This window comes from Streptomyces flavofungini (genome assembly GCF_030388665.1).
Lineage (GTDB): Bacteria > Actinomycetota > Actinomycetes > Streptomycetales > Streptomycetaceae > Streptomyces > Streptomyces flavofungini_A.
On record NZ_CP128846.1, the window covers coordinates 6,169,664 to 6,182,322 of the forward strand.

9 protein-coding genes and 2 tRNA genes are annotated in these 12,659 nt (G+C 71.9%); 9 read left to right on the forward strand and 2 right to left on the reverse strand.

Translation table 11 applies throughout. From position 1 onward, the window contains the following. Positions 1-498 precede the first annotated feature (498 nt). The 3 genes from QUY26_RS26210 to QUY26_RS26220 are packed head-to-tail and all read left to right on the forward strand — an operon-like array spanning position 499 to position 4,275. Positions 499-1,335 carry an ABC transporter ATP-binding protein gene (locus QUY26_RS26210; RefSeq protein WP_289950762.1) on the forward strand — a complete coding sequence of 279 codons (837 nt, stop codon included), beginning with the start codon at positions 499-501 and terminating at the stop codon, positions 1,333-1,335. Further along, positions 1,332-3,788, forward strand: coding sequence for an ABC transporter permease (locus tag QUY26_RS26215; protein WP_289950764.1), 2,457 nt, complete (start codon positions 1,332-1,334; stop codon positions 3,786-3,788). Before QUY26_RS26210 ends, QUY26_RS26215 begins: the two co-directional genes overlap by 4 nt. A 43-nt stretch (positions 3,789-3,831) precedes the next feature. Beyond that, on the forward strand, positions 3,832-4,275 hold the full coding sequence (locus tag QUY26_RS26220) for an HD domain-containing protein (protein ID WP_289950766.1): 444 nt from the start codon (positions 3,832-3,834) through the stop codon (positions 4,273-4,275). A gap of 14 nt (positions 4,276-4,289) precedes the next feature. Here QUY26_RS26220 and QUY26_RS26225 read toward each other — a convergent pair whose 3' ends face one another. After that, positions 4,290-5,588, reverse strand: coding sequence for an acyltransferase family protein (locus QUY26_RS26225; RefSeq protein ID WP_289950769.1), 1,299 nt, complete (start codon positions 5,586-5,588; stop codon positions 4,290-4,292). Positions 5,589-6,370: 782 nt separating this feature from the next. Here QUY26_RS26225 and QUY26_RS26230 point away from each other — a divergent pair. Beyond that, on the forward strand, positions 6,371-6,565 hold the full coding sequence (locus QUY26_RS26230; protein ID WP_030362531.1) for a hypothetical protein: 195 nt from the start codon (positions 6,371-6,373) through the stop codon (positions 6,563-6,565). 33 nt (positions 6,566-6,598) lie between these two features. Continuing rightward, complete coding sequence (locus tag QUY26_RS26235) at positions 6,599-8,749, forward strand: serine/threonine-protein kinase (RefSeq protein ID WP_289950773.1); 2,151 nt, start codon at positions 6,599-6,601, stop codon at positions 8,747-8,749. Positions 8,750-8,826: 77 nt separating this feature from the next. Here QUY26_RS26235 and QUY26_RS26240 read toward each other — a convergent pair. Further along, positions 8,827-8,897 (reverse strand) — tRNA-Gly (locus tag QUY26_RS26240). Between the two features lie 149 nt (positions 8,898-9,046). Between QUY26_RS26240 and QUY26_RS26245 the strand changes: the two genes are divergently transcribed. The 4 genes from QUY26_RS26245 to QUY26_RS26260 all read left to right on the forward strand — a co-directional run bounded on the left by QUY26_RS26245 (position 9,047) and on the right by QUY26_RS26260 (position 12,528). After that, a tRNA-Pro gene (locus QUY26_RS26245) sits at positions 9,047-9,123 on the forward strand. Between the two features lie 185 nt (positions 9,124-9,308). Next, positions 9,309-10,712, forward strand: a complete 1,404-nt coding sequence (tig, locus tag QUY26_RS26250) for a trigger factor (RefSeq protein ID WP_289950775.1) — start codon at positions 9,309-9,311, stop codon at positions 10,710-10,712. Between the two features lie 434 nt (positions 10,713-11,146). Then, positions 11,147-11,752 (forward strand): ATP-dependent Clp protease proteolytic subunit, encoded by a 606-nt coding sequence (locus QUY26_RS26255; protein ID WP_289956042.1) that lies wholly within the window; start codon positions 11,147-11,149, stop codon positions 11,750-11,752. A gap of 104 nt (positions 11,753-11,856) precedes the next feature. Then, on the forward strand, positions 11,857-12,528 hold the full coding sequence (locus QUY26_RS26260; protein ID WP_289950777.1) for an ATP-dependent Clp protease proteolytic subunit: 672 nt from the start codon (positions 11,857-11,859) through the stop codon (positions 12,526-12,528). The last annotated feature ends 131 nt before the right edge of the window (positions 12,529-12,659 follow it).

The window sequence follows — 12,659 nt, forward strand, 5'->3', positions numbered from 1 at the left end:
CGCCCGCCCCGACTCGTCGTTCGACCGGGCAGTCGGCACTGCCTGCCTGGCCGGTCGGCCTGCCGGGTCGGCGCTTCGCGCCTCGTCCTCAAGCGCCGGACGGGCTCTCTCCCACCCGCCCGCCCCCACCAGTCGTTCGACCGGAGTCGTCGGCACCGTCCTGCCTGCCTGCCTTCCTGCCCGTCTGCTCGGCCCGTCTGCCCAGCGCGCCTGCCCGGGGCGCTCGGGGCGCGCCTTTCAGTCCGCCTCGGCGAAGTTCTCAGCCCGTCCGGCGATTGAGGACGAGGCGCGGAGCGCCGATACGGGGTCCGGGGCGGAGCCCCGGTTTCGGGAAGGGGCGGGACTGGGGAAAGCCCCGCAGGGCCCCCACCAGCCACGACACCCCAAGGTGGGGGAAACCCCACCCCGCATTCGCCGGGCCACCTCATGGTCGCGGACACCCCGCACTCCGTACGTTCGATGCATCGACCACGCAGGAACGACGGAAGGCCACACGCCATGGGGCTGCGCAAGAAGAAGCGGCAGCAGCGAGACGAGTCCGCCACGGACCAGCACGCGGGCACGACCGCGACGGCGTCCGACTGGGCCGTGGAGCTGCGCGCCGTGCGCCGCCAGTACGGCCGCGGCTCCGGCGCCGTGCACGCCCTGCGGGGCATAGACCTGGCCCTGCCGCGGGGCAGCTTCACCGCGGTGATGGGCCCCTCCGGCTCGGGCAAGTCCACGTTCCTGCAGTGCGCGGCGGGCCTGGACCGCCCGACGGACGGCAGCGTCCGCCTCGGCGGCACGGAGATCACGGGGATGAGCGAGAACAAGCTGACGGCCCTGCGCCGCACCCGCCTGGGCTTCGTGTTCCAGGCGTTCAACCTGCTCCCGTCGCTCACGGTCGAGCAGAACGTCCTGCTCCCGATGCGCCTCGCGGGCCACCGCCCGGACCGCCGCAAGGCCGCCGAGATGCTGTCCCGGGTGGGCCTGGGCGACAAGGGCGGGCGCCGCCCCGGCCAGCTCTCCGGCGGCCAGCAGCAGCGCGTGGCCATCGCCCGCGCCCTGGTGACCGCGCCGGACGTGATCTTCGCGGACGAGCCGACCGGCGCCCTGGACACGACCACGGCGGGCGAGATCCTGAACCTGCTGCGCTCGGCCGTGAACGGCATGGGCGCCACGGTCGTCATGGTCACGCACGACCCGGCCGCGGCGGCGCACGCCGACCGCACCCTGTTCCTCGCCGACGGCGCCATCGTCGACCACCTGCAGGGCGCGTCGGCCGCCCTGATCGCCGACCGGATGACGACGCTGACGAGGGCCGCGGCCCCCGCGTACGCGGGAGCGGCGGCATGAGCTTCGTACCCAACGGACTGGCCCGCGCGGCCGTCCGCTTCAAGCCCGCCGCCTTCGTGGGGACGTTCGTCGCCCTCGCGATGGCCGCCTTCATCGTGTCCGCGTGCGGCATCCTCCTGGAGACCGGCCTGCGCGCCTCCGTACCACCGGTGCGCTACTCCGGCGCCCCCGTGGTGGCCGCCGCCGACCAGAAGTCCCACTACGAGGCCGGCAGCGGCGACGACCGCAGCGACAACGGCGCGCCGGTCCCCGACCGCGCCCGCCTCGCCGACTCCCTGGTGGCGAAGGCGGCCTCGGCGCCCGGCGCGCGTACCGCCGTCGCCGACGTCACCTTCCCCGTCAAGCAGGGCAAGGACGCACTGACCGCGCACGGCTGGGGCTCCACCGCCTTCACCGGCGAGAAGCTGACGGCGGGCCGCGCGCCCGGCGCCGGGGACGTGGTGCTCGCGGGCACCGGGGCCCGCGTCGGCGAGCGCGTCACGCTCACCACGGCGGACGGTCCGCGGGACTTCCGGGTCTCCGGCGTCTCGGGCGGCAAGGCCCCCACGGCGTGGTTCGCGGACTCCGAGGCGGTCCGGTTCTCCGGGCACCCCGGCCGCGTCGACGCCATCGCCGTGCTGCCCAAGGACGGCGTCACCGACGACGTGCTCAAGTCCCAGGTCGCCAAGGCCCTCGGCGACAAGGCCGAGGTGCACACCGGCGACGGCCGCGGCGGCGCCGAGGACCCGGGCCTCACCGAGGCCGAGGAGCTCCTCACCGGCCTCGGCGGCTCCTTCGGCGGCATCGCCGCGATGGTCGCCGTGTTCACCGCCGCCGGCACCGTCGCCCTCTCCGTGGGGCAGCGGGCCCGTGAGTTCGCGCTGCTGCGCGCCATCGGGACGACGCCGCGCCAGATCCGCCGCACCGTCGCCACGGAGACGCTCCTGGTGGCCCCGCTCGCGGGCGCCCTGGGCTGCCTGCCGGGCATCGCCCTGGCGAACTGGTGGTTCGGGCAGCTGAAGGACAAGGGCGCGGTCCCGGAGGCCGTCGACCTGTCCGTGTCGTTCATCCCGTTCGCCGCCGCCGTCGGCACGGCCGTCGTCACCGCCCTGTTCGCCGGGATGATGGCCGCGCGCCGCCCGGCCCGCATCAAGCCGGGCCAGGCCCTGAGCGAGGCCTCCGTGGAGCGGCTGCGGCCCGGCTGGATCCGTACGCCCCTCGGTGCCGCCGCGGCCGTCGGCGGTGTGGTCCTCGCGGGCGTCGCCGCCAACACCAGCGGCGACGACGCGGCGAACGCGGCCCTCGGCGTCGTCATGCTCTTCATGCTCGCCGTGGCGCTGCTCGGGCCGCTGGTGGCGCGGGCCTGCGCGGGCCTGTTCGGCCTGCCGATGCGCGGCGCGGGCGCCCCCGCGGCGCTCGCCGCGGCCAACTCCCGCAGCAACGCCCGCCGGATGGCGTCCGCGATCACGCCCATCGTGCTCGCGATGGCGTTCGCCTCCACGCTCGTCTTCATGCACACCTCCGAGAACAAGGTGGCTCAGAACCAGCAGCGCGACGGCATCACGGCGGACCACATCGTGGCGTCGAGGACGGGCTTCGACGCGACGGCGGTACGCGAGGCCACCGGGCCCGGCAGCGGCTCGGCCGTCGGCCTCCTGAAGACCTCCGTGCTGCTGCCCATGGGCTCGGGCGGCGACCGCTACCTGCAGTCGGCGAGCACGCAGGCCGTCACCGGCACGGCCGCGGACCTAGCCAAGGTGCAGGACCTGGGCGTCGAGTCCGGCCGGATCGACCTCGGCAAGGGGAAGGTCGCCCTGGACGCGAACCTCGCCCGCAACGCCCACCTGAAGGTCGGCGACCGCGTCGAACTGCGGCTGCCCGACGGCACGAAGGCCCGGCCCGAGGTCTCCGCGACGTACGAGCGCGGGCTCGGCCTGTCCCAAGTGACCCTGGGCGGCGCCGAGATGAAGCGGCACGTCACGTCGGCGTTCGACACGGAGATCTGGGCGAAGGGCTCCTCCGCCGCGGCGCTGAAGCACCTGGCGTCCCAGGGCACGGTCCTCGACCGCGACGACTACACCACCGCCCAGTCCAAGGACCGCGCGGTGCAGGCCTGGGCGAACACCACCATGGCGGCCGTCCTCGGCGGCTTCGCGGCCGTCGCCGCCGCCAACACCCTGGTGATGACGGTCCTGGACCGGCGGCGCGAGCTGGGCACGCTGCGCCTGATCGGCTCCACCCGGCGCCAGGTCCTGCGGATGGTGCGCTGGGAGGCGCTGCTCGTGACCTGCGCGGGCGTCGTCATCGGCACCGCCATCGCGCTGGCCACGCTGGTCCCGATGGTGAGGGGCCTCACCGGCGAGAGTCCCTACATCCCGCCGCTGCTCTACGCGGCCTTCGCGGGGTCGGCCGTGGTGCTCGGCCTGGTGGCCACGACGGTGCCCGCGCGGGCGGCGCTGGGGTCGTCGGCCTGACGCGCGCGGGGGTCGCGTCGTGCGGCTCGCTAGGGTCATCGGCATGACGCTGATGACCCTAGCTGAGGTGGAGGCGGTGGCCCGGCGGGCGCACGCCGGGCGGACGGACAAGGCGGGGCGGCCCTACGCCGAGCATCTGGCGGCGGTCGCCGAGGGGACGCGGGCGCGGGGCGGCTCACCGGAGCAGATCGCGGCGGCGTGGCTGCACGACGCGATCGAGGACGACGCGCTGACGCCGGACTGGCTGGCGGCGGCTGCCCTCGCCCCGGCCACGAAGGCCATCGTCCTCGCCCTCAGCAAGCGGCCCGGCGAGGCCCCGGAGGCGTACGCCGCCCGGATCCGCGCGACCCCCGGCGCTGTCCTCGTCAAGGAGGCCGACCTGGCCCACAACGCGGATCCGGGCCGCCTCGCCGTACTGGACGAGACGACCCGGACCCGCCTGGCGGCGAAGTACGCGCACATGCGCGCGCTGCTGTCAGAGGCCTGACCGCGCGGAGGGGCTCAGCGCGACGCACCCCGCTCGCGGGCCAGCGCGGCCGCGTCGCGACGGAAGGCCCACTCCATCTTGGGCTCCATGGCGAAGCGGAACACGCGCCGCACCGGTGGCGTGCACAGGAGCGTGACCACGGCGGCCGCGATCACCGTCACGATCACCTCACCGGCGGGCTCGTACAGCCAGGGGTTGGCGTCGAACCAGTCCCAGAACCGGGATCCCTTGGCGAGGAAGCCGTGCAGCAGATAGCCGTACAGCGTGCCGGCGCCGAGGACCGTGAACCACATCCTCCGGCGCGGCACCCAGGCGAAGAAGCACGCCGTGAGCAGCACCGAGCAGCCGAACAGGGCGAGCGTCATGACCACGCCGACCCACCACGGGACGCCGAGTTCCTGGGCGCTGTCGCGCCGGTAGAACCACACGGACGTCATCTTCGGGGCGGCCCAGTAGGCGAGCGCCACCGCGCACGCGAAGATCGGCACCGACAGGACGCGCACCTCGCGGCGGCGCACCAGCTGGAAGTGCTCGGGCTTGATGAACAGGCCGAGCACGAAGAACGGCATGAACTGCAGGACGCGCTGGAGATCCAGGTCGTCGCCGATGTCGGGCGAGACCACGGCGAGCACGGCGATGGCCAGGGCGAGCGGCACCGGCCAGCGCACGACCTTCCACAGCGGAGTGGTCAGCCGCCACACGAACAGGGCGATCAGGAACCACGTCAGGTACCAGGGGTCGAGCAGGCTGATCGGCTGCGTCGGATCGTCGTCGGCCCACCGCTTGAAGAAGGTGTACGCCACCTCGAAGATCACGTACGGCACGGCGACACCGGTCACGAGCCGCTTGAGCCGGTCGGGGCGCATGTCGAAGCTGCGCGAGAAGTAGCCGGAGATCAGGATGAACGCCGGCATGTGGAAGGTGTAGACGGTCATGTACAGCGCTTCGGCGGTGCGGCTGTGATCCGTCAGCGGCTCCCACGCGTGCGCCATCGCGACGAGCACGATCGCCAGGTACTTGGCGTTGTCGAAGAACGCGTCGCGCTGTTTGGCGGGCTCGGCCGCGCCGTCGGCGGGGCGGGCGGCGGTGGGTACCGCGGGCGCGGGGGAGGGGTGGGGGCTCTGGTGCGCGCGGGCCGTGGGGGGAACGGTCGGGGCGGAGTGGCGGCCGGTCTGGCGGGGGGTGGTGGCCGTGGCCGCGGCAGACTGGGGGACGCGGGGGCTCGGCATTCCGGGGACCGGCTCCTGCCCGGCGGACTGCAGGGGAGGCAGTGGCGCCCGGTGCCGCCCGTGTGGCTGAGCGGAGTTCGTCACAGGCCCTCCCACCAGGAGCTCGGTGAGACGATCCGGGACCGCACTGCGCCTGCGGGGGTCATGGCAGCGTGGAACATCTGAGGCACCCTAGCGTCGCCCCGGTGTTCCCGTAAAACCCTCAACTCATTCATCCCGTTCATCGCTCCGTGTTCCTGCCGTGTTCCCGTCGCGCCTTCTGTCTCGATTCCGGCGGTGCGTCAGCCGGTTGTTCATCAACACCGTTCATCCCATCCATCGGAACGCCGTCCGGGCGCCATCTGGACTTTCGTTATTCCGTGGCGCGGATACCCCCGTTACGGGATGGCTAACTGTCCGATAGGTCAGCATTCGCACCGCTTGAATCGTGCATAACGCCCACGGGCGACTCTGGTGAAATGTCCGGTTGATCGGTGCGTGGCGGGTTATGGCACCTCGCTCGATGTGCTCTCGGCAACAATTCGAATTCCTGTGAACCGCTTGTGCGTACGCGGCCGGGCGCGCGGCGCCGGAAGGCCCCGCGCCGATGTCCCCGCGTTCACCGGCCATGGAAACGATCAAGTCTAAATTCGCCGTCCGGTGGACCCGTCGAATTCCCGTACGCATGTCCCCGGTTGGCGCCCGCCGCGAGCGCCCGGGGGCACTCCCGGCTCGCGCGTCACACCCGCACCACAGGTCAAGGCTTGGCCGACGATATGTCACCGGCCGCATAGCGGCGTGCTGTTGGTGGCACGATGGTTCTGGCGGGGGAGTACGGGGTCGTACCCCCTCGGGCGGGAGAGCGACCGACCTAGGGTGTGATCTGTGTGGCCATTTCGCTGTCAGTGGTGCTGCTGTTGGCGATCGTCCTTGTCATGATGGTGCGTCAGGGAAACATCAAGGTGTGGCCCGCCATCGTCGCGGCGCTCTTCGGCTTCGTGCTCGCCTCGACGGGAATGGCCGACGACATCCAGGAACTCCTCGACTCGCTGGCCGAGACCATCGGGGACATACAGTTCTGACGGTGCGCGGCGGCGGACGGGGGTCCTGATCGGATGGCGCTACGGGAAACCGATCCACGACGGATCGGCGGCTGTCCGATCGAGGACCGACTGGGCTCCGGCGGAATGGGGGTCGTCTACCTCGCCCGCTCCGCCTCCGGCCGCCGCCTCGCGGTCAAGGTCGTCCATGGGCAGTACGCCGACGACCCCGAGTTCCGCGCCCGCTTCCGCCGCGAGGTGGCGGCCGCCCGGCAGGTCAGCGGCGCGTTCACGGCTCCCGTCGTGGACGCCGACGCCGACGCCGCGAGCCCCTGGATGGCCACGCTCTACATCCCCGGCGAGGACCTGGGCACCCACGTCCGCCGCGCGGGCCCGCTGCCCCCGGACCGCCTCCTGGAACTCGCCGCCGGGCTCACCGAGGCCCTGCGCGACATCCACCGCGTAGGCGTCGTCCACCGCGACCTCAAGCCGGCCAACGTCATGCTGGCCGAGGACGGCCCCCGCGTCATCGACTTCGGCGTCTCCCGCGCCGCCGAGGCCCTCGCGGGCGACGCCCTCACCCAGACCGGCCGCGTCATGGGCACCCCGCCGTACATGTCGCCGGAACAGCTCACGTCCCCCCGCGACGTGGGCCCCGCCTCCGACATCTTCTCCCTCGGCTCCGTCCTCACCTACGCGGCGACGGGGCGGGGACCTTTCGACGCGGTGTCGCCCTACGAGACGGCGACGGGGGTCGTCGAGTCGACCCCCGAACTCGACCGCGTCCCCGTCGAGTTGCGCCCCTTCGTCACCCAGTGCCTGGCCAAGCACCCGAAGGAACGCCCCACACCGGACGAGCTGTTGGCGTTGCTGCGGGGGGAGCCGGTTCCGCCCCGACCGCCGCAGACACCGGAAGCGGCCCTCGCGACCCGCCCCCGAAAGCGCCGAAGACTCCTGCTCGCGGCATCGGTGGGCGGTCTGTTGCTCGCGGTGCTCGGGGCCTGGACGGGCATCCGCCTGCTCGACGGGGATACGCCGTCCAGCGACCTTCCGCCCGGGTGGCAGTCCTGGCAGGCCAGGGTCAAGCTGGCGCCGGAGAGCACGGCCTCCGCGTCCTTCACGCGCTGCGTCGCCGCACGCGGAGGGCTGGTGTGCGCGGGTGACGACGTCCAGGCCGCGCGCTTCTCGCTGACCACCGGGAAGGTGGGGTGGAAGCAGCCCGTCAACGGCACGGAACCGGAAGGAATGTGGAGCGGCCTCGGCAACATCATCGGCACGTCGGCCGACCGCCGACAGGTGTACGTCTACCGGAGCCACGAGACCAAGAAGTCCGCGGACACCGTCGTCGCCCGGTACGAGATCCAGGCCCGCGACGTGCGCACCGGCAAGCTGCGGTGGAAGCACACCACCACGCACGGCGAGAGCGCCCTGGCCCCGGATCCGGCTCCTGACATCGGGGGCGCGGTGGCCACGAAGCACGGCATCCTCACGCTCACCGGTGCCGAGAACAGCGCCTACGCCCTCCTCGTCCCCGGCCGCGACAAGCCTGTCTGGCAGCGCAAGCTGCCCGCTGACCAGGGCTGCAACGTGCGCGCGGTCGGCGGGCGGGGCTATCTGGTCTGCGTGCCCCCGGGGCCGGACGGCGCCGCCGTCACGACCCGCGTCTCACTCGTCGATCCGCGCGACGGCAGGCCGCTGTGGACCGCCGAGGCCCGCGGCGAGCTGTACTTCGTCGGCCGGGCGGGCGACGGCCTCGTGTTCGTCCGCGAACCCCAGGGGAAGAAGCGGCAGCACCACTCCGTCGTCGTGGTCGAGCCGTCCTCCCGCCGTGCCCACACCGTGCGCCTGTCCCACCCCCAGGGCGCGGACACGCGCCTCCACCTCGCGGGCGGCACGCTCTACTTCGTCTCCGACAACGGCAGCGTCGGCGCCTTCGACCCGGGCACGGGCCGCAGGCTGTGGAGCCGCACGTCCTCCGTGGACTTCCCCGGCCCGCCCCTGGCCGCCGGCTCCCGCCTCTACATCGCCTCCCCGACCGGTCGGCTCGCGGCCCTGGACCGCTCCAGCGGCGAGGAGATCTGGGCCCGCTCCGGCCGCCGCCTGCCCCCGGGAGAGTTCGACCACGACCCCAAGGGGGGCGGGGCGCCCCTGACCCTCGTGGGCGACGCCCTCTACGTCCCCTACGGCGTCCGCTCCGTCTACAGCGTCGACGTACGAAACCCCTGACCGAAGCGCCCCGGCGCACGAAAAAGCCTCCGGCCCGGACACAGGAGAGAACCTGCGCACCGGGCCGGAGGCCACAGAGCGGGCGACGGGAATCGAACCCGCGTAGCTAGTTTGGAAGACTAGGGCTCTACCATTGAGCTACGCCCGCACAGCTCGCGCAGCGACCCCTCGCAGGTCAGCGTGCGCGGCACAGGCAGCATCGTAGCGGGTCCCGGCGGTGCGCCGCACACCCCCATTCACTCCCGTTCACGCGGGCGCCGCACTGCCTGCGGGCATGTACCCTACGTGTCGCACCGACGGGGTGTGGCGCAGCTTGGTAGCGCGTCCGCTTTGGGAGCGGAAGGCCGTGGGTTCAAATCCCGCCACCCCGACCAGCTGGTTCCCCCGCGCCCGGTGGCCTGTTGCCCGGCGGGGACCGGACTCCGCACGGCCCCGGCGGTCCGTTGCCCAAGATCGCATTGTGGGTCGGCTCCCGCATGCCGTTACTATGCAAGCTGCGTGCCCGTGTGTCTCTCAACCGGGCAGAATCCAAGAAGTCAGCCCACAAGGAGACCGAACCGTGAAGAGCGCCGTGGAGACCCTGAACCCGACCCGGGTTCGGCTCACTGTCGAGGTGCCCTTCGAGGAGCTCAAGGACAGCCTCGACGCGGCGTACAAGAAGATCAACCAGCAGGTCACGGTGAAGGGCTTCCGTAAGGGCAAGATCCCGGCCCGCGTCATCGACCAGCGGTTCGGCCGCGGTGCGGTGCTGGAGGAGGCCGTCAACGACGCCCTCCCGAAGTTCTACACCGAGGCGGTCAACGAGGCCGAGCTCAACGTCCTGGGCCAGCCCGAGGTGGACATCACCGAGCTGAAGGACAACGAGACCCTCAACTTCACCGCCGAGGTCGACATCCGTCCGGCCATCGAGATCCCGGACTACTCCGGCATCGAGGTCGAGGTCGACGCCGTCGAGATCTCCGACGAGGACGTCGACAAGGCCGTCGAGGAGCTGCGTGAGCGCTTCGCCTCCACGTCCCCGGTCGAGCGTGCCGCCGAGGACGGCGACGTTGTGACGATCGACCTGGAGGCCAAGGTCGAGGGCAAGGTCCTGGAGGACGGCGTCGCGTCCGGCGTCTCCTACACCATCGGCTCCGGCGAGCTGCTCGAAGGCATCGACGACGCCGTGAAGGGCCTGGAGGCCGGGGCTGAGGCCACCTTCACCTCCGAGCTCAAGGGCGGCTCGGCCGCCGGCAAGGAGTCCGAGGTCACCGTCAAGGTCACCCAGGTCGCCAAGCGTGAACTGCCGGAGCTGGACGACGACTTCGCGCAGCTGGCGTCGGAGTTCGACACCCTCGACGAGCTGAAGGCCGACAGCCGCAAGCGCCTGGAGACGGCCCGCCAGTTCGACCAGGCCACCCAGGCCCAGGAGCGCGTCCTGGAGAAGCTCCTCGAGCTGGTCGAGGTGCCCGTCCCCGAGAAGCTGCTCGAGGACGAGATCCGCACCCGCAAGCACAACCTGGAGCACCACCAGCTCGGTCAGATGGGCCTCGACCTCGCCAAGTACCTGGAGATCCAGGGCAAGACCGAGGAAGAGTTCGACGCCGAGACCCGTGAGCAGGCGGTCAAGGGCATCAAGACGCAGTTCGTCCTCGACGAGCTCGTCAACAAGGAGAAGCTGAACGTGAACCAGGAGGAGCTCACCGAGCACCTCATGCGTCGCGCGCAGTCCTCCGGCATGAGCCCCGACCAGTTCGCCCAGGCCGTCGTCGAGGGCGGCCAGGTGCCGATGCTCGTCGGCGAGGTCGCCCGCGGCAAGGCCCTCGCGGTCGTGGTCGAGGCCGCGACGGTCAAGGACACCAACGGCGAGGTCGTCGACCTCGACGACGAGGACGACGCCGTCGAGGGTGAGCAGGCGGACGCCGCCGAGGCCGACGCCGCCGCCGAGTCGGCCAAGGCCGACGCGGAGAAGTCGGAAGCCTGATCTTCCACTGCCGTACCGCTGGGCCCCCGGGACACTCGTCCCGGGGGCCCAGCGGCCTTTCCGGGGCGGGGGCGCCCCGTAGGGGCGCGGGGAACTGCGCGACCAGCCCCAGCGGGCCCGCGGCCGCCGACGGCGCCGTATGGGGCAGACGCGTCTGCCGGACCGCGCCGTCGGCCCCTGCGGGACGGCGGGGGTTGCTCGCGCAGTTCCCCGCGCCCCTGACGGGGCACGTCCACCGCACCCCGAGGGGGCCCGCGCCCCCTCCGGGGGCGCAACCTGCGCTCACAGCGAACAGTCGCCCATGCGGGATTCCCCGAAGGGACCTGCGCGTTAGGGTCCATGAATACGGGGGCAGTGGAGTCCTTGCCCCCGGGACGAAGATGCGAGACGGCCGGAGCCGTCAGAGACGAGCAGGTGGATACGTGACGAATCTGATGCCTTACGCAGCCGGTGAGCCGTCCATCGGTGGTGGCCTCGGCGACCATGTGTACAACCGGCTGCTCGGCGAGCGCATCGTCTTCCTCGGCCAGCAGGTCGACGACGACATCGCGAACAAGATCACGGCGCAGATGCTCCTCCTCGCGGCCGACCCGTCGAAGGACATCTACCTCTACATCAACAGCCCCGGCGGCTCGGTGACCGCCGGCATGGCGATCTACGACACCATGCAGTACATCCCGAACGACGTGGTGACCATCGGCATGGGCATGGCCGCCTCCATGGGCCAGTTCCTGCTCACCGGCGGCACCGCGGGCAAGCGCTTCGCCCTGCCGCACACGGACATCCTGATGCACCAGGGCTCCGCCGGCATCGGCGGCACCGCCTCGGACGTCAAGATCCAGGCCGAGTACCTGCTGCGCACCAAGCAGCGCATGGCCGAGATCACCGCCCGCCACTCCGGCCAGACGGTCGAGACGATCATCCGCGACGGTGACCGCGACCGCTGGTTCACCACCGAGGAGGCCAAGGAGTACGGCCTCATCGACGAGATCATCAGCGCCGCTTCGGGTGTTCCGGGCGGCGGCGGCACGGGGGCCTGACCAGGCACCCCCGGGCCCCCGGCAGCGGCCTCCGCGAAGCGGTGGCCGCCGGGAGCGGCCCCAGCCGACCAAGCCCACGCTCACACCAGGACGGAACGCCTCAGATGAACACCTTCCCCGTCAGCGGCCAGGCCGCGGGTCTGCACACCGGCCCGCAGGTGGACAACCGCTATGTGATCCCGCGCTTCGTCGAGCGCACCTCGCAGGGCGTGCGCGAGTACGACCCGTACGCGAAGCTCTTCGAAGAGCGCGTGATCTTCCTCGGCGTCCAGATCGACGACGCCTCCGCCAACGACGTCATGGCGCAGCTCCTGTGCCTGGAGTCGATGGACCCCGACCGGGACATCTCGGTCTACATCAACAGCCCCGGCGGCTCCTTCACGGCGCTCACCGCGATCTACGACACGATGCAGTTCGTGAAGCCCGACATCCAGACGGTCTGCATGGGCCAGGCGTCCTCCGCGGCCGCCGTGCTCCTCGCCGCCGGCACGCCGGGCAAGCGCATGGCCCTGCCGAACGCCCGCGTGCTCATCCACCAGCCGTCCGGCGGCACCGGCCGCGAGCAGCTCTCCGACCTGGAGATCGCGGCCAACGAGATCCTCCGGATGCGTTCGCAGCTCGAGGAGATGCTGGCCAAGCACTCCACGACGCCGATCGAGAAGATCCGCGACGACATCGAGCGCGACAAGATCCTCACCGCCGAGGACGCCCTCGCGTACGGTCTGATCGACCAGATCATCTCCACCCGGAAGATGAACAACTCCTCGGTTCTCTAGAGCCCCGTCCGAGCCCCGGGCGAGCCCACCTGCCGGCCTCGCCCGGGGCGTCGCAGCACCATCCGCCCACCCCTCGACGCGGCCCATGCGGAAGCGAACCGCGCCAAGGGGGGCCCGAACGGGGGGCCAGG

Coding starts and splice junctions, on each gene's coding strand:
- QUY26_RS26255 (WP_289956042.1), top strand. CDS start 11,147: ATGCCTTACGCAGCCGGTGAGCCGTCCATCGGTGGTGGCCTCGGCGAC.
- QUY26_RS26215 (WP_289950764.1), top strand. CDS start 1,332: ATGAGCTTCGTACCCAACGGACTGGCCCGCGCGGCCGTCCGCTTCAAG.
- QUY26_RS26260 (WP_289950777.1), top strand. CDS start 11,857: ATGAACACCTTCCCCGTCAGCGGCCAGGCCGCGGGTCTGCACACCGGC.
- QUY26_RS26235 (WP_289950773.1), top strand. CDS start 6,599: ATGGCGCTACGGGAAACCGATCCACGACGGATCGGCGGCTGTCCGATC.
- QUY26_RS26220 (WP_289950766.1), top strand. CDS start 3,832: ATGACGCTGATGACCCTAGCTGAGGTGGAGGCGGTGGCCCGGCGGGCG.
- QUY26_RS26210 (WP_289950762.1), top strand. CDS start 499: ATGGGGCTGCGCAAGAAGAAGCGGCAGCAGCGAGACGAGTCCGCCACG.